The 24178-nt window shown below is 51.9% G+C and carries 25 protein-coding genes and 4 tRNA genes; 20 read left to right on the top strand and 9 right to left on the bottom strand.

Features of this window, described 5'->3' with window-relative positions; genetic code table 11:
• Positions 1-10: 10 nt before the first annotated feature.
• Positions 11-778 carry a DUF1338 domain-containing protein gene (locus ACW44H_RS09345; protein WP_457508741.1) on the bottom strand — a complete coding sequence of 256 codons (768 nt, stop codon included), beginning with the start codon at positions 776-778 and terminating at the stop codon, positions 11-13.
• 155 nt (positions 779-933) lie between these two features.
• On the bottom strand, positions 934-1197 hold the full coding sequence (locus ACW44H_RS09350; protein ID WP_457508743.1) for a GrxA family glutaredoxin: 264 nt from the start codon (positions 1195-1197) through the stop codon (positions 934-936).
• Positions 1198-1380: 183 nt separating this feature from the next.
• Between ACW44H_RS09350 and hybE the strand changes: the two genes are divergently transcribed.
• Together hybE and ACW44H_RS09360 are read left to right on the top strand one after the other, a co-directional pair.
• Positions 1381-1806, top strand: a complete 426-nt coding sequence (gene hybE, locus ACW44H_RS09355; RefSeq protein WP_457508745.1) for a [NiFe]-hydrogenase assembly chaperone HybE — start codon at positions 1381-1383, stop codon at positions 1804-1806.
• A gap of 117 nt (positions 1807-1923) precedes the next feature.
• Positions 1924-2697 (top strand): 3-hydroxybutyrate dehydrogenase, encoded by a 774-nt coding sequence (locus tag ACW44H_RS09360; RefSeq protein WP_113267907.1) that lies wholly within the window; start codon positions 1924-1926, stop codon positions 2695-2697.
• A 74-nt stretch (positions 2698-2771) separates the two neighbouring features.
• On the opposite strand, the gene ACW44H_RS09365 is transcribed toward ACW44H_RS09360, so the two are convergent.
• The 3 genes from ACW44H_RS09365 to ACW44H_RS09375 are packed head-to-tail and all read right to left on the bottom strand — an operon-like array spanning position 2772 to position 5050.
• Positions 2772-3311, bottom strand: coding sequence for a response regulator transcription factor (locus ACW44H_RS09365; protein WP_457508747.1), 540 nt, complete (start codon positions 3309-3311; stop codon positions 2772-2774).
• 43 nt (positions 3312-3354) lie between these two features.
• On the bottom strand, positions 3355-4626 hold the full coding sequence (locus tag ACW44H_RS09370; RefSeq protein WP_113268406.1) for an ATP-binding protein: 1272 nt from the start codon (positions 4624-4626) through the stop codon (positions 3355-3357).
• A 7-nt stretch (positions 4627-4633) separates the two neighbouring features.
• Positions 4634-5050, bottom strand: a complete 417-nt coding sequence (locus tag ACW44H_RS09375) for a hypothetical protein (protein WP_457508750.1) — start codon at positions 5048-5050, stop codon at positions 4634-4636.
• A gap of 169 nt (positions 5051-5219) precedes the next feature.
• Here ACW44H_RS09375 and pyrC point away from each other — a divergent pair, with 169 nt between their 5' ends.
• The gene (gene pyrC, locus ACW44H_RS09380) at positions 5220-6257 is read left to right on the top strand and encodes a dihydroorotase (RefSeq protein WP_457508752.1); all 1038 of its coding nucleotides are present in this window, start codon (positions 5220-5222) and stop codon (positions 6255-6257) included.
• An 89-nt stretch (positions 6258-6346) separates the two neighbouring features.
• Here pyrC and mtnN read toward each other — a convergent pair whose 3' ends face one another.
• Together mtnN and folD are read right to left on the bottom strand one after the other, a co-directional pair.
• Positions 6347-7054, bottom strand: coding sequence for a 5'-methylthioadenosine/S-adenosylhomocysteine nucleosidase (gene mtnN, locus ACW44H_RS09385; RefSeq protein ID WP_113268405.1), 708 nt, complete (start codon positions 7052-7054; stop codon positions 6347-6349).
• Positions 7055-7093: 39 nt separating this feature from the next.
• Positions 7094-7966, bottom strand: coding sequence for a bifunctional methylenetetrahydrofolate dehydrogenase/methenyltetrahydrofolate cyclohydrolase FolD (gene folD / locus ACW44H_RS09390; RefSeq protein WP_457508754.1), 873 nt, complete (start codon positions 7964-7966; stop codon positions 7094-7096).
• A gap of 202 nt (positions 7967-8168) precedes the next feature.
• Between folD and ACW44H_RS09395 the strand changes: the two genes are divergently transcribed.
• The 8 genes from ACW44H_RS09395 to ACW44H_RS09430 all read left to right on the top strand — a co-directional run bounded on the left by ACW44H_RS09395 (position 8169) and on the right by ACW44H_RS09430 (position 13235).
• Positions 8169-8245, top strand: a tRNA-Pro gene (locus tag ACW44H_RS09395).
• A 90-nt stretch (positions 8246-8335) separates the two neighbouring features.
• Positions 8336-8412 (top strand) — tRNA-Arg (locus tag ACW44H_RS09400).
• 77 nt (positions 8413-8489) lie between these two features.
• A tRNA-His gene (locus ACW44H_RS09405) sits at positions 8490-8564 on the top strand.
• A 35-nt stretch (positions 8565-8599) separates the two neighbouring features.
• Positions 8600-8674, top strand: a tRNA-His gene (locus ACW44H_RS09410).
• Between the two features lie 372 nt (positions 8675-9046).
• Positions 9047-10288 carry an NAD(P)/FAD-dependent oxidoreductase gene (locus ACW44H_RS09415; RefSeq protein ID WP_457508756.1) on the top strand — a complete coding sequence of 414 codons (1242 nt, stop codon included), beginning with the start codon at positions 9047-9049 and terminating at the stop codon, positions 10286-10288.
• Between the two features lie 141 nt (positions 10289-10429).
• Complete coding sequence (locus ACW44H_RS09420; RefSeq protein WP_113267902.1) at positions 10430-10639, top strand: putative motility protein; 210 nt, start codon at positions 10430-10432, stop codon at positions 10637-10639.
• Between the two features lie 239 nt (positions 10640-10878).
• Positions 10879-12468 (top strand): peptide chain release factor 3, encoded by a 1590-nt coding sequence (locus ACW44H_RS09425; RefSeq protein ID WP_113267901.1) that lies wholly within the window; start codon positions 10879-10881, stop codon positions 12466-12468.
• Between the two features lie 8 nt (positions 12469-12476).
• The gene (locus ACW44H_RS09430; RefSeq protein ID WP_457508759.1) at positions 12477-13235 is read left to right on the top strand and encodes a TatD family hydrolase; all 759 of its coding nucleotides are present in this window, start codon (positions 12477-12479) and stop codon (positions 13233-13235) included.
• 58 nt (positions 13236-13293) lie between these two features.
• Here ACW44H_RS09430 and ygfZ read toward each other — a convergent pair whose 3' ends face one another.
• A complete protein-coding gene (ygfZ, locus tag ACW44H_RS09435; RefSeq protein WP_457508761.1) occupies positions 13294-14289 on the bottom strand; it encodes a CAF17-like 4Fe-4S cluster assembly/insertion protein YgfZ in 996 nt (331 codons plus the stop codon).
• A gap of 163 nt (positions 14290-14452) precedes the next feature.
• Between ygfZ and ACW44H_RS09440 the strand changes: the two genes are divergently transcribed.
• The 7 genes from ACW44H_RS09440 to ACW44H_RS09470 all read left to right on the top strand — a co-directional run bounded on the left by ACW44H_RS09440 (position 14453) and on the right by ACW44H_RS09470 (position 21657).
• Positions 14453-14650, top strand: coding sequence for a hypothetical protein (locus ACW44H_RS09440; protein ID WP_113267898.1), 198 nt, complete (start codon positions 14453-14455; stop codon positions 14648-14650).
• Entirely contained in the window at positions 14650-15057 is a 408-nt protein-coding gene (locus ACW44H_RS09445; RefSeq protein ID WP_457508763.1) for an OsmC family protein, read from the top strand. The genes ACW44H_RS09440 and ACW44H_RS09445 overlap by 1 nt, the downstream gene beginning before the upstream one ends.
• Positions 15058-15107: 50 nt before the next feature.
• Positions 15108-17132 carry an excinuclease ABC subunit UvrB gene (gene uvrB / locus ACW44H_RS09450; RefSeq protein WP_457508765.1) on the top strand — a complete coding sequence of 675 codons (2025 nt, stop codon included), beginning with the start codon at positions 15108-15110 and terminating at the stop codon, positions 17130-17132.
• A gap of 237 nt (positions 17133-17369) precedes the next feature.
• Positions 17370-17423, top strand: a complete 54-nt coding sequence (locus ACW44H_RS09455) for a hypothetical protein (RefSeq protein ID WP_457508983.1) — start codon at positions 17370-17372, stop codon at positions 17421-17423.
• Positions 17424-17643: 220 nt separating this feature from the next.
• Positions 17644-19149 (top strand): fumarate hydratase, encoded by a 1506-nt coding sequence (locus ACW44H_RS09460; protein WP_113267895.1) that lies wholly within the window; start codon positions 17644-17646, stop codon positions 19147-19149.
• Between the two features lie 109 nt (positions 19150-19258).
• Positions 19259-20677 carry a cardiolipin synthase gene (cls, locus tag ACW44H_RS09465; protein ID WP_457508768.1) on the top strand — a complete coding sequence of 473 codons (1419 nt, stop codon included), beginning with the start codon at positions 19259-19261 and terminating at the stop codon, positions 20675-20677.
• 62 nt (positions 20678-20739) lie between these two features.
• Complete coding sequence (locus tag ACW44H_RS09470; protein WP_113267893.1) at positions 20740-21657, top strand: LysR substrate-binding domain-containing protein; 918 nt, start codon at positions 20740-20742, stop codon at positions 21655-21657.
• 53 nt (positions 21658-21710) lie between these two features.
• Here ACW44H_RS09470 and ACW44H_RS09475 read toward each other — a convergent pair whose 3' ends face one another.
• The gene (locus tag ACW44H_RS09475) at positions 21711-22805 is read right to left on the bottom strand and encodes a bifunctional nicotinamide-nucleotide adenylyltransferase/Nudix hydroxylase (protein WP_457508770.1); all 1095 of its coding nucleotides are present in this window, start codon (positions 22803-22805) and stop codon (positions 21711-21713) included.
• A gap of 140 nt (positions 22806-22945) precedes the next feature.
• Between ACW44H_RS09475 and ACW44H_RS09480 the strand changes: the two genes are divergently transcribed.
• Entirely contained in the window at positions 22946-23845 is a 900-nt protein-coding gene (locus ACW44H_RS09480; protein WP_113267892.1) for a YihY/virulence factor BrkB family protein, read from the top strand.
• Between the two features lie 23 nt (positions 23846-23868).
• Positions 23869-24144, top strand: coding sequence for an acylphosphatase (locus ACW44H_RS09485; protein WP_113267891.1), 276 nt, complete (start codon positions 23869-23871; stop codon positions 24142-24144).
• The last annotated feature ends 34 nt before the right edge of the window (positions 24145-24178 follow it).

The following is a 24178-nucleotide window of genomic DNA, read 5'->3' on the forward strand; positions in this document are numbered from 1 at the left end:
TGCTAGCGTCTCACGCCATTTCGCAGCGTGTATGTTGGGGTAGTAGGACTTCGGCAATGCGCTCATGGTTATCCTCAAACTGCTTTTGGACGAGTGCCAAGCCGCCGAAGCAGAGACGATGTTCGTCACCATCAGCGAAAACTGTTTTCTGTGGCGTTGAAGGATAGAAACGATGATCCAGCAACGATGAGACGGTAAAGACACCGTTTTGATGCCCCTGAAGGCAGGGCATTCCCACTTCCTCTAAGCGATGATCCAGGTCAGCCAAGCAATCGCCTAGCTGGCCACAATCATAGCCAACATGGTGCAAGCGGGGTCCCATCACCGCCAGCCAAGCCGCCAGAGGGTGGGCATGCTGCAGCTGTTGGTAAAGCGCCCATGACGGCATCGGCCAAGGCCGACCGCGGCAGAGTAGGTTATGGCCTTTACAGTCTTGGGGATGTGATTGCTGCACAAGCCCTTCAATGGCTTCTCGGGGTGCCTTGGATAACGTACCTATTTGCAATTCTGCTAACACCAGCCAGCTACTGCCGTCGCTGGGTGCTAGTAGGTGCACAAGTAGGCCCTTGTCTGCCATGGCGTAATGGCCCATTGAACGATAGCCCATGTGGGCTAAATTACCGTTAAGAGCGGTAGCCGAAAAGGGGCCGTAATTCAGCGTCACTAGCGTTAAATACTCGGCCGCGGTCGAAAGCGGCCACAACCTCAGTGCGCCGATATCGGGATGTGTGTGTACATAATCAAGCCACAGCTGCTGAACAAACTCCTGGCGCTGCATGGTGAACTCCTTGCCTAAAAACTGGCACACCTGGCGTGAGCCGTTGAGTAAGTGCTCAGTATAGGCAAGCGAGGACGACAAGGGTTCAACGGCGATTAACGACCTTTTTAACGGCACGAGCGTTTTAACGGCGCGCCTATTTAATGGCCTGGAGATTAAGCGCCGAGTAGCTGCTTACTGCGGACAAATTGATCAAACTCGGTAAAGCCGCCTACATGGGTTTGGTCAACAAACACCTGCGGTACGGTATGAATGGGTTTGCCTGCTGTTTTGGCGATATCTTCTTTAGTAACGCCCTCAGAAGGCATATCAATATAGCGATAACCTTCAATTTTTCCGGCTTTTTCCAACTGGTCGGCAAGGTGTTTCGCACGCACGCAGAATGGGCATGACATCCGGCCAAAAATAACCACGAACATAGGTGGCACTCCTTTACGATAAGCAAAATAAGTTACAGAGTGGCGAGTAACTGAGAGCTAAATAGTAGTTAGCTAGACGATAGCTTACAAATTATTGTGGCTGAGCAGTGCACGTTTCGCCAATAGCAGCTCACTACTTGGCCCATTAAAGCCTGTTATGACCTAGGGTAAATCTATAAGCCTATGCAAACGCTCACTGCTGACGAATATAATTTTCTCGCTGAACTGGCGAAGGCATACCGTGATGTTCATCTGCCTTCTTTGAAACAGAGCGGGAATTGGAACCCGCGTTTAGGGGTCGATGCGCTATGCTTTCAACACCACAGCGCTAAATGCATGGTGGGTGCGTTGATTACGCCTTGCGAGCTTTGGTTAGTCCTGGTGCCTGAGCAGCACCGTGTGACTGAACCGTTGGCAGATTCGCTTACGCTATCACTCCCTTCAGGCGCCTATCGGCTATCCCTTGAGCGGCTGCCTGGCGGATATGAGTTTTATAAACGCGCAATTTTGCGCGATTTAAGTGATCTTGGAAGTTTGCAGGAGGCCGCTAGGCTCGCGCAGCAAATGATGGGGCGTTTAATGCAGCCTGCCGAAGAGTCCAATATCTAGGCATTATGAATCAGGCTGACATTGTTTTTAGCTAACATTGTTTTTAGCTAACATTATTTTTAGCTGACATTATTTTTAAGACACTATCTTCCCTACAACAGTAAAAAGGAACTGCTTATGACCACCCAAGCCGTTACAACCCCGCGAGTCGCGCTGGTTACCGGAACTAGCAGTGGCATCGGTGCTGCTGTCGTTAAGCACTTTTGCGCATTAGGCTACCAAGTGCTTGCTGTCGATTTCAATCCGGCCGGCAAAGCCATTGCTGAGCAGGCTGGCGCCGCCTTTTTTGAAGCTGACTTGACTGACCCTGACGCCTGTCGCGCGGCGGTGGCCGATGCGGTTAAGCGCTTTGGCGGCGTCGATATATTGGTAAATAATGCTGGCATTCAACATGTTGCTTCGATTGAGACGTTTCCTGAAGAGAAATGGCGTCAAATTATGGACCTGATGCTCACGGCCCCATTTTTGCTTTCTCAAGCGGCATGGCCCCATATGCGTAAAAAGGGCTGGGGTCGGATTGTTAATGTGGCTTCGATACATGCTCAAGTGGCTTCACCGGGTAAAGCGGCTTACATCAGTGCCAAGCATGGCATGATTGGATTGACCAAAACGGCGGCGTTAGAGGGTGGGGAACAAGGCATTACGGCTAATGCGGTCTGCCCTGCTTATGTGAAAACCCCGCTGGTGGATAACCAAATTGCCGATCAGGCTAAATTGCACGGCATGGATGAGCAGGAAGTAATCGAAAAAGTCATGCTCAAGCAGGCAGCAATCAAGCGCTTAATCGAGCCTGATGAGGTCGCACAATTAGTCGTTTATCTAGCCTCCGATGCCGCCGGTGCCGTGACCGGGTCAAGCTTTAATATTGATCTAGGCTGGACAGCGCATTAAGCCAGCCTCTATCCCCCACCATGAACATTTATTAGTTTGGTGGGGGGTGACTAACCGAGACCTTAACAAACGGCCTAGCGGCGTACGGGGCGTTTTTGTAATTTGCGCTGCAGGGTCCGGCGATGCATGCCCAATGCCCGAGCAGTCGCCGATATATTGCCATCGTGTTCCTGAAGGACTTTCTGAATATGTTCCCAGGTAATGCGGTTAATCGAAGGCGGGTTATCAGCCAGCTCGATATCCGGATCGCCACTCTGGCGCTCAAACGCGATTAATACATCGTCTGCATCCACCGGTTTACACAGGTAATTGACGGCGCCGAGTTTAATCGCCTCAACCGCTGTGGCAATGCTGGAGTAGCCTGTTAACACCACGATGCGACAGTGCGGCGAGGTGGTCAGCAACTCAGGAAGCAGCTTTAAACCTGAGCTGTTCTCCAGTTTCAGGTCAAGGGTCGCCATGGAAGGTGAATACTGCGCGGCCATCGTCAGGGCTTGCTCTGCATCATGGGCGACGATCACTTCATACCCGCGACGCGTTAGGGCACGACTCAGCACATGGCAAAAAACTTCGTCGTCATCAATGATCAGCAGGCGTTCTTCTCGCGTTTGCATGATGTCCTCAATCTATTGCTGGAGGTGCTTAGGACGGCCGCGTTTAAATAGGCGCCGCGCAGCGAGGTAGCTTAACTTCTGTTAGCGTACCTCCTTCGGGGTGATTATACAGGCTTACACCGCCTCCTAAGCGATTGATGGTGGCATGCGTTAAAAACAGGCCGATCCCCATACCTTTGCTTTTAGTGGAGATAAAGGTTTCACCAAGCTGATCAGCAATTGACATGGCGACACCTGGGCCGTGATCTCGAATATCAATGACTACGCTTTCATCTTGCCAGTCTAAGCGAATGGCAATCTGTTCAGGATTAGCGTCGGCTGCGTTGTTGAGCAGATTGGTCAATGCTTGGTCAAGTGTGGCGTCTACTGCCAGCCATGGTTTTCCACGTTTTTCCGCCACGTCAAAACGATGGCTCACATCAGGTCGTAGCACTAGCCAGCGCTGGACAACCCCTGCTAGCCATACTTCTGCATCAAGCACTTCAGGCTCGGCCATTCGCCTTCGATCAGCGTTAGAAACTAAATTTTGCAGGCGAGATTTGCATACATCTACCTGCTGGCGCAGTAAATTAATGTCCTGGTCAAGCGGTGAGTCAGCAGGTGCGTCGGCCTGCATTTCCTTGAGTAGCACCGCCATGGTCGAAAGGGGAGTGCCCAATTCGTGAGCAGTGCCCGCAGCTTGGGTAGCCACCGCCAACACCTGTTCATTGCGTAACGCGGCTTCCCTTGTTCGAGATAGCGCCTGGTCACGGCTACGTAGCGCGTGGGCCATTTTGTAGATAAAAAACGTTACCAGGCCTGCTGAAAGACCGAAGTTTAGCCACATCCCTAATATGTGTAGGCTTAAGGGGCTATCGCTATTGATATGGCCCAGCTGTGGGATGGGGTAATAGGCAAACATTAAAAAGGTATATCCCGCCATAGAGCACGCGGCAATGATCCAGGCGTGGCGCCAGGGCAGGGTGGCGGCAGCGATAGTCACCGGCACCAAGTAGTAAGTAATAAACGGGTTGGTAGAGCCGCCCGAAAAATAAAATAGCAGCGTTAAACCGGTAATGTCGGCGAGTAAATGCAGCAAGTACTCAAGGTGGGTAACGGCGCGTGGCCGCCCCAGCCGCCACCAGGTAGCAATATTAAGCACGCCCATCGCTATCACAACGCTTACCACGGCAATGACCGGCAAATCGAAGGCAAGCAGCTCAATACCAACAATAATGGCCAGTAAAAAACCTGTCCAAGTGATGCCGCGCACGATAGTGAGCCGCACTAAGTTGCGGTTGGGCGTGGAGAGAGGAAGGGGCAAAGCGGTTGCCATAATGAGCTTACTTCGTTTTGGCTTTAAAGCCGTGAATGACAAACTTGATAAACAGGGTCATAACGTAAGTCGTCCAACCCGCGGTAGCCAGAATATTGAACAGCAGCATCTTGGGTGGAAGCCACGCGCTGCCCAGTAGGGCTTCAAGCATGATGTGAAAGAACATCGCCAGGAGCAACGGCAGGGCGAGAATATGAATCCACATATCGGTTCGCCGTTTGCGGATATGGTAGCGCGCCAGTAAATAACGCAGTGGCCGATGTGCCCAACAGAAAACCACCAAGGCGCCAATGGCCAATAGGCTGGCGAGAGAGGGTTCCGTGCTACCGATGTGGACGGAAAGTGAAATCGACCAAGCGAGGCTTAGCCACATCAGCCCTTCCAAGCTGGCAATAATATCCGCATAGCGTCGCACGTTCTGCATAAATGACCGGACCCTTACCGCAAAAAGAATAACAATGTAAAAAGTGCCGCCATGATACGACAATTGGACAATGCTGTGGTGGCTCACGTAGCGGATTTATCCAATCACGCAATTGCGTATACTGTGCACACTGTTTTGGATCCGACTTAACTTCAGTACAGGAATTGCCGTGGACACTGTGACACTGATACGCCCCGATGATTGGCATCTTCACTTACGCGACGATGAAGCGCTAAAAGCGGTGGTAGGCCATACCGCCGCTCAAATGGGGCGCGCCATTATTATGCCCAATCTCACCCCGCCGATTACCACAACGGCCCAGGCGCTTGAATATCGTCAGCGTATTCTTGATGCCTTACCAGCGGGAAGTGCTTTTGAGCCTTTGATGGTTTTATACCTTACCGATACCACTCCGCCGGAAGAAATTGAGCGCGCAGCACAGAGTGGCATTGTGAAAGCGGTGAAGCTTTACCCAGCCGGGGCCACAACGAATTCTGACTCAGGTGTCACTGACTTGGCCCATTGCGATGCCACCATTGCCATGATGGTGAAGGTGGGTATGCCCCTGTTGGTCCATGGGGAGGTTACCCATGCCGAGATCGATATTTTCGACCGCGAAGCGGTGTTTATCGAAAAAGTGATGAAGCCGTTGCTGGCGCGCCACCCCGGCCTGAAAGTGGTATTTGAACATATCACTACCCAGCAAGCGGCGGAGTTTGTCGCGCAAGCACCGGACAATGTGGCAGCCACCATTACCGCCCATCATTTGCTGTTTAATCGCAATAAAATGCTGGTCGGGGGCATTCGCCCGCACTATTACTGCCTGCCTGTTCTTAAGCGCGAGCAGCATCGTCAGGCGTTACTAAAAGCGGCTACTAGCGGTAGTCACAAGTTCTTTTTAGGTACCGACAGCGCCCCTCACTCGCAAGGTGCGAAAGAGTCAAGCTGTGGCTGTGCCGGTGCTTATACAGCGCCTGCGGCCATTGAGCTTTACGCGACTGCTTTCGATGAAATGAATGCCCTGGACAAACTGGAAGCGTTTGCCAGTCTTAACGGGCCGCGTTTTTATGGGCTCCCGCCTAATACAGAAAGCATAACGTTGGAACGACGTGAATGGCGGCTACCGGAAAGCTATCCCTATGCTCAGGGAGAGAAAATTGTTCCGCTATTGGCGGGGGAGTCGCTAGGCTGGGCCATTAAGGCATAGCTCTCGCGTATGGGTTGATAGCTTGATCGAACCCGCTGACATACGTTGTCAGCGGGTATTGTTAATACGGGAAAACAAACGTTCAACTGCTAACCATGGCTAAGCTGTTTAAGCATTTGATCGACCATTCGCGACGAGTGATCGGCAGCCACTTCCAAAAACTCATCAAAGGAAAGGTGATTGTCGCCGCTGCCTGGGATATCCGAGAGTGCGCGGATAACCACGAACGGGCACTGGTAGAGATAGCAGGCCTGAGCAATCGCGGCGCCTTCCATTTCCACGGCAAGCATGGTGGGAAATTGCGCCCGAGTTGCTTCTACTCGCGCTGGGTCAGCCATAAAGGCGTCTCCCGTGGCGATCAGCCCTTCGCGCACCTGGACTTCCCCTAATGTAGCAATTGCCTTACGCGCGATGTCTCGCAGTGCTGGGTCGGCCAGATAGGCGGCAGGCATTCCTGGCACCTGGCCTAACTCATAACCAAACACCACGGCGTCAACATCGTGATGGCGCACTTCATCAGAGATGATCACATCGCCAATGGTTAAATCGGTGGCAAACCCACCGGCTGATCCGGTGTTGATAATGGCGTCTGGCTGATGGCGCTCTAATAAAATAGCAGTGCCCACCGCTGCGTTGACTTTACCGATTCCTGACTGCAGCACAATGACCTCAAGGCCATAGCGTGTGCCGGTATGGAATACAAACCCCGCATGCTCATAGCGCTGGGGAGTGTCTAGCTGTTCCACTAAGGTGCTTACTTCCTGCGCCATTGCGCCAATAATACCAATACGCTTCACTGCGCCATGCTCCTGCATAAAAGAATAAAAATATATGAATCAGGCGTGATCCATAGGCGCTAAATCGTGCTGCTCAGCGGCTTCCAGGGTGTTTTCCAACAGAGTGGCAACGGTCATCGGGCCAACGCCTCCTGGGACGGGAGTGATAAAGCTGGCGCGTTCGGCAGCGATGGCAAAATCAAGGTCACCTTTTAATGTGCCATCCTCTTGGCGGTTGATGCCGACATCAATCACGATAGCCCCTGGCTTAATCCATTCCCCTTGGACGATGCCCGGCTTGCCGACAGCCACGACCAGAATGTCGGCGCGGCTAACGTGGTCTTTGAGGTTATGGGTGAAGCGGTGGCATACGGTGGTTGTGCACCCGGCCAGCATCAGTTCAAGCGCCATAGGGCGGCCGACAATGTTAGAAGCGCCCACCACGGTGGCGTCCAAGCCCCGTAGCGCTATATCGCTCTGTTCTAGTAGCGTCATAATCCCTTTAGGGGTACAGGGCCGCAGGGCGGGCATGCGTTGCGCTAAGCGCCCGATGTTATAAGGGTGAAAGCCATCCACATCCTTGTCGGGGCGGATGCGTTCTAAAATGGGCTCTGCATCCAGGTGTTTAGGCAATGGCAGTTGAACCAATATGCCATCGACGGCAGGATCGCTATTGAGCTGGTCAACAAGTGCCTCCAGATCATGCTGTGAGGTTGTTGTCGGCAGGGCATGCTGAAAGGAAAGAATGCCTGCCTGCTCGCAGGCACGGTGCTTATTATTGACATAGACTTGAGAGGCGGGATCGTCCCCGACCACAACCACGGCTAGTCCCGGTGCCCGTCCGCCTGCTTGACGGCGTGCGACGATCTTTTCGGCAACCTGTTGGCGGACAGTAGCAGCGATGGCTTTGCCATCGATTAGTTGGGCGGTCATTTACTGGAATCCCTGTGGACGTTGAAAGGGCAGTGCCAGACGTTCATCTAAAGCACTTTAATAGCAGTAATTTTCGCACGCTAGGGCATCCAGGCAAAGTGCCTTCACTAACAATCACTTTAATGGTTGACTTTAAAATTAAAAATAGTAATATATGCCTCGCTTGAGACGGGCCATGCGGTAGCGTCTAGGGTGATAAAATCGGGATGTAGCGCAGCCTGGTAGCGCGCCTGCTTTGGGAGCAGGATGTCGGGGGTTCGAATCCCTCCATCCCGACCACACCTAACGCGAAAGGTAGTAGTTTGCTTTTCCAAGCTTTGGTTGTGGTCTAGTGCTCATCAGTATTCGTATCTTCTGAATGCTTTTTGTGCGCCCATAGCTCAACCGGATAGAGCAACGGCCTTCTAAGCCGTAGGTTGCGGGTTCGATTCCTGCTGGGCGTGCCATCTAATTCAGTGGTAACAACCTGTCAGAATCCTATCTTCAAGCACGTACTGCTTGTTTTTTCGTAAGATTGTCTATGGTGGGTGTAGCTCAGGGGTAGAGCCCCGGATTGTGACTCCGGTGGTCGTGGGTTCAAATCCCATCATCCACCCCAGTGACAATATTTGCGTTTCCAGTTTTTAGGTTGTGGTGGGTGTAGCTCAGTGGTAGAGCCCCGGATTGTGACTCCGGTGGTCGTGGGTTCAAGTCCCATCATCCACCCCATTACCTACCCCTTCTTTATATTTCTTTTCTTTGCTTTAATCTCTACTATTTATTGATCAGTAATTTATGCCCTTAATTGGGTTTTTTTCGTTTTCAATTTCTGATGCGTTAGCGCTAACGTTGCATGGTAGATATGTAGCTAAAGGCATGCAGCTAGCGTTCCCGGCTATTTGTAATAAATTACTAGTAAGTAATGGCTCTATCATTTGTAGTAATGTTCTTAACATTCTTCGTTTTCAGCGACATAAATTACTGTTTTAATGCTCTAAAATAGCGCTTTCCACTCTATAAATGCAGTATATTTGGTGATATTTTTCAAATAGTTATTATCATCCATTGTGTTTGCGAATCGATCAAAGGGAGTGCATCAAAATGGCACGTCAAACGGTAGTTTTGGGAGCAGGCATGGTGGGTGTCAGCATTGCTTGGCATCTACGCCAGCGCGGTCATGACGTCACAATCGTGGACCGCCAACAACCTGGTCGCGAAACGTCGTTTGGCAATGCGGGCATTATTCAGCGTGAGGCAGTTAGACCTTACCCTTTTCCACGTGATGTCAAAACGCTGTTAAGCGTTTTGCCTAACCGCCGCGTCGATATTCGCTATCGCCCAGCGGGTATGGTTAATGCCGCCTCTCCGCTACTGCGCTATTGGATGAATTCGGCACCCAAGGCTTACCAGAAAATCGTGCCGGAATACGCGTCGTTGATCCAACTTTCACTGAAGACCCATGGGCCCATGATTGAGGCCGCCGGTGCAGAACACCTTGTGCGCCGGCAGGGATGGCTTGAACTCTACAGAACATCTGAAAAACTTGCGGCGCGGTTAAAAGATGCCGAAGAGGCCCGGCGCCTTTATGGCGTTCAGTTTGAGCAATTGGACCGAGCGGCACTTGCAGAGAAAGAGCCTTCTCTGAGTGACGCCATTATAGGTGCAATTCACTGGCTAGATCCCTGGACTGTAGCTGACCCAGGCGCACTGGTCGCGGCTTACGCACAATCATTTAGTGAGAGTGGTGGACGCATTTTGCAGGCCGACATTAAGTCGGTTCAGCAGGTGCGTGACCGATGGCAGGTAAATACAGCCTCTGAAACGGTTGAGGCGGACGAGGTGGTGGTGGCTCTGGGGCCCTGGGCGGGTAGCTGGCTGAAAGAGCTTGGCTATCACTTTCCGACTTTTGTAAAGCGTGGCTACCACATGCACTACGCTTCTCAGGCCTCAGCAAAACTCAATTTTTGGGTGATGGATGCAGAAGTTGGCTATTTGCTGGCGCCGATGAATGCCGGCATCCGATTGACCACTGGGGCAGAGTTGGATCGCTTGGATGCTCCCGCTGACGTTAACCAGTTGGGCGCTGCAGAGAAGGTCGCACGCAGTGTCTTTCCATTAGGGGAGCGCCGTGATGAAGTCCCTTGGAAAGGCGCACGGCCCTGTTTGCCCGATATGAAGCCTGTGATTGGGCCTGCGCCGAGGCATCCCGGGCTATGGCTTGCCTTTGGCCATGGCCATCAAGGCTTTACTCTAGGTCCGGCCACCGGTCATCTGATGGCGGAGATGATGGAAGGGCAACCTACGAGCATTGATATGGCACCATTTCGCGCTGACAGGTTCTAGCTAGCGCTATATCCATTAATGATCAGGTAAAATAAGCCGATAGTGGTAGATGCTGGTACTAGTAATAGGGAACGATATCTTTGCGCGTAATCTAATGCTTTGCTAGTTTAAAAGCACATTTGCACACCATGAGGTGGATATATGGATGTAGGCATCAGCAGTTCAGTTAGCGCGTCGCTTTACATGAACCAAGCGCAAACGCCTGAGCAAGCACAAATGCAGGTGTTTAAACAAGCGCTAGATACACAGGCGCAGCAAGTGACCGAAATCATGGCCTCTGCAGACACTGGCGCTCAGCCGGATTTGGCCAAAGAGGGCAATGTAGGTACGCAGGTTAATACCTACGCCTAGAGTCCAGTACCAATAGCGGCTGACTGGCAACGGTCATAACCGTTAGTACGATAAAACGCTGACTTGCTCAGCGTTTTTTTTTGGTCTTTTTCAAGGGCGTCACGTTTGACGACACCCGCGACAACAGCCGTCTCCAAGCGTTACAATTGCCGCAATGAACATTGCTCATTGCGTAGAGGCTAGTTAGCGAGAGCTGCTGATTGGGTGCTGCGCTGAGACCCTATATTTGAAGAGGCACAATGAAAGAGACACAGCTGGCCCATGAAGCAGGGCTTAGACGCACCTTTGCTATTATTTCGCACCCCGACGCCGGTAAAACCACTATTACCGAAAAGATGCTGCTGTTTGGTAACGCTATTCAGTTGGCGGGGTCGGTTAAAAGTAAGCGTAATGACCGTCATGCCACGTCGGATTGGATGAAGATGGAGCAGGAGCGGGGTATCTCTGTCACCACTTCGGTCATGCAGTTCCCCTACGGTGGCCGTATCGTCAACCTGCTGGATACACCCGGTCACGAAGACTTTTCTGAAGATACCTACCGCACGCTCACGGCGGTTGACTCTGCCTTGATGGTGATCGACGGCGCCAAAGGTGTTGAGGATCGCACCATTAAGTTGATGGAAGTGTGTCGTCTGCGCACCACGCCGATTCTCACCTTCATCAATAAAATGGACCGCGATATCCGCGACCCGATTGAAGTCATGGATGAAGTTGAGACGGTGCTGAATATCCAGTGCGCGCCGATGACCTGGCCGATTGGTATGGGTCGTCACTTTAAGGGCGTTTATCACCTCTATAATGACGTGATTCATCTTTACACCCAGGGGCAGGGTAGCCGCATTCCCGAGGATAAGCGTATTGAGGGGTTAGATAGCCCCGAAGTGGATGCCGTGCTTGGGGAAGATCAGGCTGAAGAGCTGCGTATGGAAGTAGAGCTGGTGCGTGGTGCATCGCATGAATTCGATCTGGAGGCTTACCGCCGGGGTGAGCTTTCGCCGGTCTATTTCGGTACCGCCATGGGCAACTTTGGTGTGCGCGAGATGATGGACGGCTTTGTCGAATATGCGCCGCCGCCCCAGGCCCACGAAACTGATACTCGGGTAGTCACTTCCGATGATGATCGCTTCACCGGCTTTGTGTTTAAAATCCAGGCCAATATGGATCCCAATCACCGCGACCGTATCGCCTTTTTGCGGGTCTGTTCAGGCAAGTACGAAAAGAACATGAAGATGCGCCATGTGCGTATTGGCAAGGACGTTAAAATTGCCGATGCATTGACCTTTATGGCCTCCGACCGCTCACAAGTCGAAGAGGCTTGGCCCGGCGATATTATCGGTTTGCACAACCACGGTACGATTCAGATCGGCGATACCTTTACCGTGGGTGAGGATATGCGCTTTACCGGCATACCGCACTTTGCGCCCGAGTTATTTAAACGCGTACGCTTAAAAGACCCGTTAAAAATGAAGGCGCTACAAAAGGGGCTGCAGCAACTTTCTGAAGAAGGCGCAACCCAGGTCTTTATGCCCATGGATAATAACGACCTGATTCTCGGCGCCGTGGGTACTCTGCAGTTTGACGTTGTCGCCCACCGTCTCAAAGAAGAGTACAAGGTCGACTGCCTGTACGAAGGTGTCAATGTCCAGACCGCCCGCTGGGTTTACTGTGAAGATGCCAAAAAGCTGGAAGAGTTTAAGCGCAAGGCCAGCGCTAACCTGGCGATTGATGGCGGTGGCTATCTCACCTATATTGCACCTACCCGGGTTAACTTACAGATGACCCAGGAGCGCTGGCCGGAAATACGCTTCCAACCCACCCGCGAGCACTAAGTATTCCCATGTTAATTGACGCACATTGCCATCTCGATTTTACGCAGTTCGATGATGATCGGCCTGAGGTCTTTGAGGCCGCTAAGGCAGTGGGCGTCGGGCATTTTATTGTGCCTGGCACGACCCGTGACCGATGGCAGCATGTACTGACGTTAGGTGGGCGGGAGGATACGTCAGTATGCCTGGGCCTTCATCCTTACTTTATTGATCAGCATCAGGAATCGGATGTTGAGGCACTTGATCAGCAACTCAGCGAACACCCTGAGCTCGTGGCGTTGGGTGAGTGTGGCATTGATGCCCGGTTTACAGACACGCTTGACGCGCAGTGGCGCTATTTTGATGCTCAACTGAAACTCGCGAAGCGCCACTCTCTGCCGGTGGTAGTGCACTGCGTCCACGCTAACGATAAGGTCGCAAAGCGTCTTCGTCAGCTTGAGCTTCCTCAAGCCGGACTCATTCATGCTTTTTCAGGTTCCATTGAACAAGCAACGAAGTTTCTTGACCTGGGGTTCAAGCTAGGCCTGGGCGGCGCAGTCACCTATGAGCGTGCCAAGCGGTTACAGCGAACCGTTGAGGCGTTACCTAACGATGCTTTTGTGCTGGAAACCGACAGCCCTGACATGCCGCTTAGCGGCTATCAAGGGAAGCGAAATGAACCGTGCAGGGTAGCCGAGGTTTGTGACGTCGTGGCTACCCTGCGTGGTCAAACAACTGAGCAAGTTGCGGCTCAGAGCAGTAATGCCGCCGCAAAACTATTTGGCCTATAATAGCGACTAAGGCATTTGCCTCTGAATTATTACCCTCGGAGCCATTAGCCGTTATGCGTTATGCGTTAAGGCTAACCGCTAGCTGTTCTGGATCAACGCGCTCAATAGCGTAGGGTAACGATAGAAGGGTAGCGGGTTCTCCCGCGAGAAAAACGGGCATTGCTTCTTCTGTTACCTTGGTATTCATCACCGCCAATAACTCGACATGACCTTGTTCATCAAAAGCGCTGACGACCACTTCGCCCACCGTTTTATCGTCATTACTGACGAGGCTGGCGCCCACTTCGGGTAGCGCTTTTGTGTCTACGCTGACGCGCATCAAGCGCTTTTTAACTTGCCCCCGGAAGTGCGCCCGTGCGACCACTTCTTGGCCGGTATAGCAGCCCTTTTTAAAACTAATGCCGCCCAATGCTTCCCAGTTAAGCATTTGAGGCAAAAAGTGATCCTGCTGCGCATCGGTAAGCCATGCCAGGCCGCTGCGAATATCTTCAAGCTGCCAAGCGTTGCGACTCGCTTCGTCGTCCTTGATCTCGGCAGCATCGCTATCACTATGGTTGTCGAAACCGTCGTCGAAACCGTCGTCGAAACATAATAGCCAACGTGGTGTCTCACTGGGGTAGCGCAGTGCACAGGTGTGGCCATTAGTGGTGTGGGTGCCTATTTGCTCAGGGAGCCGCAGGGCCATCTGATCAGCAATCGCTTGGGCTTTATCGCTGGCGCCGATAAAGGTGAGGTTGGGCAGGGCGATCAACTCGGTCTTATAGAAAGCGGCGAATTTTTTAAGATGGTTGGCTAAGCTATCCAATAGGGTACTGCTCAGTAGCAGCCGGAAATGGTTTTCACCCATGCGGAGTAGATAGGCGTTGGCTAACATACGGCCCTTGGGCGTGCAAAAGCAGGTTAGCGGTGCGAAATTGCCATCGGCTAAGCTGACTTGGGCGCTGGTCTGCCCTTGAAGAAACTTTTCAGCGTCCGCACCTTTTACATCAAGCGCGGCTAAATGGCTAAGGCGGACGCTGCCAAGGTCGGGGTTGCTAGTGGGAACGGTCGCCATAAAAAACTCCTGGTATAGGTAGCAGTAGAGAATCTGCTAGAAAATAATCGACGAATATTGCCATTAAGTGCGGGCAGCAGGCATTAATTGCAAGGCACCATTAGCGTGCTAGACTCGTTGCTTTGCAGGAAGTCTTGCACAGGTCAATAAGCAGGGAAACGTCATGGCGCAGCAGTCGTTAACATTTCAAGGTGTAAAAACGGTCGAGCAAGTCAACAAAATTACCACAGCGCTCATGATGCTTGATGGCGTCGATAGTGCTGAAGTGGGCCGCCATGGTGCAGATATAGACGGTCGAGCAAAGCGCGAAACGCTGATTAATGCCATCGAAAAACTCAAATTAGGTGTGAAAATCTCTTAATGCACATACCTATTACTGTCATCAGTGAACGCAACCGCGTATTTAGGCAGCGTGTAGATGTTGATGGCTTAGAGGCGCTGTATGCCGATGTGCCGCCGATCGTCGGTGGGGATGGCAGTGCTCCTGACCCGCATGACTATTTCGATATTGCCTTAGGTACTTGCAAAGCCATTACGGTACAGATGTACGCAAAGCGCAAGGCGTGGCCGCTTGAGGGTGTGACCGTCACGGTGCAGCGCGATGATAGTCAGGAAAAAAAGGGGGTATACAAGCTAACCGTCGTATTGGCATTGCATGGTATTGATGACCCTGCTCAGCGCGCTAGGCTTGAAGAGATTAGTCATCGCTGCCCCATCCAACGTTTGATGACGGTATCCACGGTCGAGATCGCCACACTTCTTGTTTAGTTATTATTTGTTTAGTTATCCCTTATCTAGTTTCTCTTTTTGGAGCACCGATGAGCAAAGCCTTTCGCTTACAGTCAAAATTTCAGCCTGCAGGCGATCAGCCTGCCGCCATTAAAGGACTGATTAGTGGGCTGGAATCAGGGCTTGCCCATCAAACGTTGTTGGGCGTAACCGGGTCGGGCAAAACCTTCACCATGGCTAATGTGGTTGAGCAGCAGCAGCGCCCGACTATTGTCATGGCGCCGAACAAGACTCTTGCTGCTCAGCTTTACGGGGAGTTCAAGTCGTTTTTCCCTGATAACGCAGTTGAGTATTTTGTCTCCTACTACGATTACTATCAGCCGGAAGCCTATGTGCCTTCGTCAGATACCTTCATCGAGAAAGATGCCTCGATAAATGATCATATAGAGCAGATGCGCCTTTCGGCCACAAAAGCATTATTAGAACGGCGCGATGCGCTGATCGTCGTATCAGTCTCGGCCATTTATGGCCTGGGTGATCCCGATCAATATCTTAAAATGCGTCTTCACTTCACCCGCGGTGAGCTAATTGATCAGCGCGCCTTTCTACGACGCTTGGCCGAGCTACAGTATACCCGCAATGATATGGATTTTCGGCGCGGTACCTATCGAGTGCGCGGTGATGTGATCGACATCTTCCCCGCTGACTCCGACGAGGAAGCGGTACGCGTCGAGCTATTTGACAGCGAAATCGATACGATCCGCCTATTTGATCCGTTGACCGGTGCCGTTCGTGGGGAAGTCCCGCGTATGACCATCTACCCCAAATCGCATTACGTTACGCCGCGGGAAACCATCCTAGGGGCCATTGATGCGATCAAAGAAGAGCTAAAAGGTCGCCTTGAGTGGATGCGCAAGCACGAACGGCTGGTAGAAGCGCAGCGTCTGGAGCAGCGTACGCTTTATGATATCGAGATGATGCTGGAGCTGGGTTACTGCAACGGTATTGAAAACTATTCACGCTATCTCTCGGGGCGGACACCCGGCGAGCCGCCGCCCACGTTTTTCGACTACTTACCCGATGACGCACTGCTATTTATCGATGAGTCTCACGTTAGTGTGCCCCAGGTAGGCGGTATGTATAAAGGCGACCGGTCGCGTAAAGAGACGCTGGTCGAGTACGGTTTCCGGTTGCCCTCAGCACTGGATAACCGGCCAATGAAATTTGAAGAGTGGGAGGCGATTTCCCCGCAAACCATCTTTGTCTCTGCCACCCCAGGCCGTTATGAAGGCGAGCACGCTAGCCAAACCGTCGAGCAGGTGGTGCGTCCCACAGGTCTACTGGATCCTGAAATTGAGGTGCGTCCGGCCAGTACTCAGGTCGATGATCTGCTTTCGGAGATTGGCCTACGCACCGCGGTAGGTGAGCGGGTGCTGGTGACCACGCTCACCAAGCGTATGGCGGAAGACTTGACCGAGTATTTTGACGAGCACGGCATACGGGTTCGCTACCTACACTCGGATATCGATACCGTCGAGCGTGTCGAGATCATTCGTGATTTACGACTGGGCAAGTTTGATGTGCTGGTAGGCATTAACTTGCTGCGTGAAGGGTTGGATATTCCCGAAGTCTCGCTGGTGGCCATTTTGGATGCCGATAAAGAGGGCTTTCTGCGCGCGGAGCGCTCGTTAATACAGACCATTGGCCGCGCTGCTCGTAACGCGCATGGTAAGGCGATTCTGTACGGCGACCGGATTACCGACTCGATGCGTAAAGCCATCGATGAAACCGAACGTCGACGGGCCAAGCAGACCGCTCATAATGAAGAACATGGTATTACGCCAACAACGGTTACCCGCTCGGTGGCTGATATCCTTGAAGCTGCCCAGGCGCCGGGTAAGAAAAGCAGTCGTCGGCGTGGTAGTGAACGTAAAGTGGCGGAAAGTGGCGCCGAGTATGATGTGTCGACCATGAACAAACAGGACCTGCTGGGCGCGATCAGCAAGCTTGAAGATGCCATGTTTGAAGCAGCGCAAAACCTGGAGTTTGAGGAAGCGGCCCGACTTCGCGATCAACTCCATCAAATGAAAGAAAAACAGCTGGCGCTGGGCTAACGGATGCCAGAAGGGCCAGAAAAACATCGCGCAGCAGACCTTATTCAGGAGCAGATAGACGGGCGGGTAATTGAACAAGCGTTGGTGGCAGGGCTGGGCAATTATCTTGGCTCTGAAATTCTTTTTTTGTACTCAGTTGTCCTCTAGCGCTCGATCGTTAGATCTCACTCCTAATCAGCAACAATCGCTGGGGCAGTGCTTGGGTGCCACCGCTGTAATTCGGTGATCGAGCGCAAAATGGTCGGATCACGAAGGCTCTATTATTGCCCCCACTGCCAAGCCAATGGTTAGATTTCTGACGAGCAGTCGATCATGTTTTTTTAGATTTTATACCGTTATCTTGATTATTATAAAACAACCACTAAAACACTAAACTTATAAAATAGTTAGCCAGCGAGGAATGCTGCCGGCGGCAGGGCAATACGGTATACTTGGCCACACGCTAAGACGGCACTTGCGCCGATGCGCAAAAATGTCGCTGACTAGACGATAACCTAGGAGCTGTTAGTCCATGACCGTGATTCGCCAGGACGACGTTATTCAAAGCGTTGCCGATGCTCTGCAGTACATCTCTTACTATCATCCTAAAGATTTTATTGACGCCATGGCGGCCGCCTACGAGCGTGAAGAGAACCCCGCTGCTAAAGACGCTATTGCGCAAATTCTGATTAATTCGCGCATGTGTGCCACAGGGCACCGCCCGATTTGCCAGGACACCGGTATCGTCACCGTGTTTGTTCACGTGGGTATGAACGTTACCTGGGAAGCGGACATGAGCCTGGACGACATGATCAACGAAGGTGTTCGTCGCGCTTATCTATTGCCTGACAATGTCCTTCGTGCCTCAGTACTGGCAGATCCTGACGGTAAACGGGCTAACACCAAAGACAACACCCCCGCGATTATTCATCACCAGATTGTGCCTGGCGACAGCGTGGATATTCACGTAGCCGCAAAAGGCGGGGGGAGTGAAGCCAAGTCTAAATTTGCCATGCTTAACCCTTCCGACAGTGTCGTCGATTGGGTAATGGAACAACTGCCGAAGATGGGCGCAGGCTGGTGTCCGCCTGGGATGCTGGGTATTGGTATCGGTGGCACTGCTGAAAAAGCCATGATGATTGCCAAAGAGGCGCTGCTTGATCCTATCGATATCCAGGATTTACAGGCGCGAGGCCCCAGTAATCGCGCCGAAGAGATACGCTTGGAACTGTTTGATAAAGTCAATAAGAGCGGTATTGGCGCGCAAGGGTTAGGCGGTTTAACCACCGTGCTGGATATTAAAGTTAAAGATTATCCTACCCATGCGGCCAACAAGCCCGTCGCAATTATTCCCAACTGTGCGGCGACGCGTCACGCCCACTTTACCCTTGATGGGTCAGGGCCTGCGTCATTAAAAGCGCCGAAGCTTGAAGACTGGCCGGAAATCACCCGCGAAGCAGGTGACAACGTTAAACGTGTCAATCTCGACACCGTGACGCCTGCTGAAGTTAAAACCTGGCAGCCCGGTGATACGCTGCTATTGAACGGTAAGTTACTAACCGGCCGCGATGCTGCGCACAAGCGTATGGTCGATATGCTGGCTAAGGGTGAGCCGTTGCCAGTCGACATGAGAGGTCGATTTATTTACTACGTCGGCCCGGTTGATCCTATCAGAGATGAAGTTGTTGGCCCTGCTGGCCCGACCACCGCCACACGGATGGATAAGTTTACCCGCACGATGTTAGAAGAGACCGGCCTGCTAGGCATGGTAGGCAAGGCAGAACGTGGTCAAGCCGCCATTGATGCTATCCGTGACAATGAAGCAGTTTACTTAATGGCTGTAGGTGGGTCAGCCTATCTGGTCGCCCAAGCAATTAAGAAATCGCGAGTAGTGGGTTTTGAAGACCTGGGCATGGAGGCGATCTACGAGTTTGAAGTGGAAGATATGCCGGTGACCGTTGCCGTTGATAGCCAGGGGACTTCAGTCCATCAAACTGGGCCTGCCAAATGGAAAGAGATTATTGCTCAGTCGGCATAGCGGGAATGGTAAGATTGATTAGGCTTTAAGCGCATAGGTTTTTAAGCGCATAAGGGCCTCGCTAACGGCGAGGCCTTGTTCTTTGTGAGGGCTTTATGAGGGTGTAGCTATGACCTCCTGGTTGCTGGGGACCAGTATCTTATTGATACACCTGTTGGGTGTTGTTTCAGCCATTATGGCATTGATGTCTAGTCGCACCTCACAGGGGGCCGTGGCGTGGATTATATCCCTGCTTACGTTCCCCTATGCTGCGGTACCCGCTTACTGGTTCTTTGGTCGCCCGCGATTTTATGGTTATGTATCTGCCCGAGGACAACGTGACAACGTACTGCGCCGGGTGCTGGTTCGTTACCGTGCCAATGTAGAACCGCATGTTGCGCCCTCTGGTAATGCAGATGTACAGGCGGTTGAGCAACTTGCCATGATGCCCTTAACCCTTGGCAACCATGCGAAGCTGTTAATTGATGGCCCCGAGACGTTTGAAAGTCTGTTTGAGGGTATTGCTCGCGCTGAAGATTATGTTCTGCTGCAGTTTTTTATTGTTCGCGATGATGCGCTTGGACAACAATTAAAGGATCACTTACAGCGCGCTGCCCAGCGCGGCGTCCGCGTTTATTTTCTCTACGATGAAGTGGGGAGTCGTAAATTACCCGATAGTTACCTTAATGATTTAACCAATGATGGTGTGGCCGTCAGCGCCTTTCGCTCCTCGCGTGGCCTAAAACATCGCTTTCAGCTTAATTTTCGCAACCACCGCAAAGTAACGGTAATTGATGGCAAAGAGGGCTGGATAGGCGGTTTTAATGTTGGCGTCGAATACTTGGGGGAGGACGCTCGACATGGACCTTGGCGAGATACTCATCTGAAGCTTGAAGGCCCCAGTGTATTGGGCTTGCAGGAAGCGTTTTGGGAAGATTGGCACTGGGCTACCGATGAGGTGATTAGCCTGAATTGGATGGCAAAGGCTTCTTCCTCAAAAAACCATCATGTTGTTATTGTGCCCTCGGGGCCTGCTGATCGGCAGGACACCGCTAGCCTGTTAGTTCAACAGGTTATCCATAGTGCCAAGCATCGATTATGGGTAACCAGCCCTTATTTTGTCCCCGACCAGGGGGTTCAAGATGCACTGCGCCTTGCGGCAATGCGTGGGGTAGATGTTCGAGTGATGATCCCTGAACGTCCAGATCATTTGCTGGTTTTTCTGTCAGCATTCTCATTCTTACCCGATATGTTAAGAGCTGGTGTTAAAATATACCGTTATCTTCCAGGTTTCTTACATCAAAAAGTAATTCTTGTAGACAACGAAACAGCCACTGTTGGCACAGTAAACTTAGATAATCGCTCGTTTCGATTAAATTTTGAAATTACCGCGTTTATTCCTAGTCGAGATTTTGCAGCCAGCGTGCAGGTTATGCTGGAAAATGATTTTGCACAGTGCCGTCGTTTGAATATTGATGAAATTAACCAGCGTCCAATGTGGAAGAAAGTGATCTCACGGGCTGCCTATTTACTGGCTCCAGTTCAATAGTAAAGAAAGCGTAATAAGGGAACCAATATGCGTGCACGATGGGTAAAACAAGGAGCCTTGGGGTGAATCTTGAAACAAAATGGCTGGAAGATTTTGTCGCGCTCGCCAATACGCGTAGCTTTTCTGCCTCTGCACGCCAGCGACATGTCACACAGCCGGCGTTTAGTCGACGTATCCGGGCATTAGAGCAAGCTGTTGATGTTACCTTGGTAGACCGTTCAACCACCCCCATTGGGTTAACGCCGGAAGGGCAGTTATTTTTGGTGACTGCGCGCAATTTGGTCGAACAATTAAATGAATCGCTTAGCCATTTACGCGGTCTTTCTATTGCCAATGAGGCATTGGACATCGTTGCAGCTCACTCCCTGGCGTTGAGTTTTTACCCGCCATGGATTTCACGCCTGCAGCAAGGTTTGGGGGAACTGCCAACTCGCTTAGTGGCCATGAACGTGGGCGAAGCGATACATGTGCTCCGCGAGGGCAACTGTGATCTTATGCTCGCCTATTACGACCCGTTTGCCACTATGCAACTGGATGCCGAGGTGTTTCCCTCTTTTTCCATTGGTAAGGTCAATATGCTGCCCGTCTCGTTGCCAGATGCGCAGGGAAAAGCAAAGTTTTCACTCCAGCATGACACTTCCATACCGTATCTTTCCTATACGCAGGGGGCTTTCTTAGGGCGCAGTGTGCGTATGTTGCTAAAGAATGATCCGTTGCGTATGAAATTGCGTACCGTGTATGAAACGGCCATGGCCGAAGGACTGAAGGGAATGGTACTGCAAGGCGTTGGAGTGGCGTGGATACCTGATTTTTGCATTCGTGAAGAGTTGAAGAGTGGGCGACTGGTGAGAGCGGGTGACCAGAGTTGGGATATACCCTTGGAAATTCGCTTATATCGTTGCGCGATGGTGCATAAACCCGGAGTAGAGCGTTTGTGGCGGCAAATGATGAAGCTGCCACGTGACTTTCTTCAAGCCTAATATTCACAGGTCTATCGGTCACAAAGATAAATATTGTCGACCGCTTACTCCGTTTAGCTACTGCCAAAATCGGCGGGCAAACCCAAAAAGTTTTGGATAATAAAAAAATGATCTTCAAACAGGCTGTCAGGCTCTAGATCAGCCAACGCCACCCAGCGTGCATGGTCGCCGCCTTTGATAGGCTTTAAACGGGGTAATTGTTGATCCGGGCGTAGTGCAAAATAGAAGGCTTCCGCCAATGTGCGACCGCGCCAACTGCGGTGAGGCTCATCGAATAAGCGCTGGCCACGCAGAGAGCCTTTGAGCACAGGCTCGGGAACCTTTAGGCGTATGCGTTCACGAAGCTCACGCAAACAAGCATCTAGTAACCGCTCGTGGGGGTTAATGAATCCTCCCGGCAAGGCATAAAGCCCTTCACCCGGTGCCGCTGTGCGCCGCACTAGCAAGACGTGCCCCGACTGAACCACTACCGCATTAACCGTTACAAAAATAGGTGGGTAGGGGGCTTGAGCCCACGCCTGGCGGTATTGTTCCAATAGCTGTTGTTCTTCGAGCAGTCGCTGGTAGGCGCCTGCGTGGCAGAATTTTTTAACCCTCTCGACAACGCCGGGCGGTAAATCGTGGTAGGCGCCAGTGCTCAGGTAGTCATCTGTTGAACTGGGGGAGCGAAATAGGCGCTCTCGAATTTGGCTCGCTGAAATCCCTTCCACCGGCGGCACACTGACCGACTCCCACTGAGGAAACAGCGAAAGATAGTAGCTTGACTGACCTCGGCTGGCACCAATCAAACCAATGCGGGGCAGGCGTGCATTGGCCGGGGCGGCCAAATCGCGTACTTTGCGCTGAACGTCGCGTACCCAAACATCATCATTGTAGAGAGCGTCCAATAACGGGGTAATTTCTAAGCGCTGATTATCCGCGTCGCCAAACCCTGCACGGAGCATTGCCTGACGCTCATCAAATTGCCAAGGATTTCGCAATGAACGCGCTTGCCAAGATGAACCTACCAATACAATCACTTGCCGAGCGCGCTTCAATGCCTCACGAATGATCGCCAAGTGACCTAGGTGAGGAGGCTGAAAGCGCCCAATAAACACCAAACAGTCGAAATCGCAGGCAGCAGCGGAGCGCGAAACGTCGATGACCATCCAAGCTTCCTTTGTTTGGTCGTGTTAATGATGCAACGTACCAGAAAACTGCGCTCAACGCTGTGGTTCGGTATGCTAGAAAAATAGAAGATTGATAATGTTTATAAAAGGCCTCCATACCTACGGCACAGGACGTGAATATGATTAAACGCACAGCTATCTTTTGGTGGAATGTCGTGCAAGACGCCACGTCACTATGGTTGGAGCGAAATGCCTTTAGTTATGCAGGCTCACTTGCGTTTTATACGCTTTTCTCACTGGCTCCTACGATTATTATTGCGGTCACGGTGATCGGTGTTGTTATGGGTGAAGAAGCAGCTCAGGGGCAAATCGTCGCTCAACTGCAGGGCACCTTAGGCATGGATGCCGCTATCGCCATTCAAGAAGCCGTTGCTCAGTCGAGAATTGAAGAGTCAGGCCTATTGCCCACGCTGTTAGGTGTCGGAGCGCTGGTGATCGGTGCGACGACTGTGTTCGCTCAAATGCAGTTTTCACTTAATACCATTTGGGGGGTAACGGCGAAGCCAACCTCTAACAGCGTATTACGCTTTATTCAAAGCCGGCTGTTGTCGCTAACGGTCGTGCTCTCCATTGGATTTATATTGTTGGTCTCATTAGTGATGGGGGTGGTGCTGCGGGGAATGCTGCAAGCTGCCGATAACCTAGTGCCTTATGCCAGTTTGTTAACGACGTCGGTTGAGTCGCTGATCTCGCTGGGTGTCGTCACCTTACTGTTTGCGACCATTTTTAAGGTGCTTCCCGACGTCATGCTTCGCTGGCAAGATGTGCTGATTGGTGCCGTTGTAACTGCCGTGCTGTTTACCATTGGCCGCAGTGTGATCGCGATTTATCTGGCTTATACGGCTACGGCGTCTACCTATGGTGCTGCTGGGTCGGTCGTGATGATCTTGCTGTGGGTTTACTACAGTTCATTGATCCTGCTGTTTGGTGCAGCGTTTACACGATCGTTGTTGTTGCGTCGTGGTCGCCCGCTGATACCGCGCAACAGTGCAGTGATAGTAAAGCGCGAGTTTGTTTAACATTCTGGTGCGAGGAGAAAGAGATGACCGATTGCTGTGTGCGTGCCCTGGTTACCGGTAAAGTACAGGGTGTTTGTTATCGCCGCGCTACCCATGAAAAGGCACTTCAGCAGGGTGTTACCGGCTACGCTAAGAACCTTCCCGATGGGCGCGTTGAGGTCTTAATGTGCGGGCATCCTGAGGCCGTCAAACGACTAAGCGAATGGCTATGGCAAGGCTCAGAAGGGGCGCAGGTAACCCACGTCGAACTTGATGTACTGGATAACTGCCGTCCCCCCAGCCATTTCGCTACTCACTAGGGCCTGGTCAAGCCCTAGTGGTAGCATGAGATAG

The organism is Vreelandella sulfidaeris Esulfide1 (assembly GCF_054072535.1).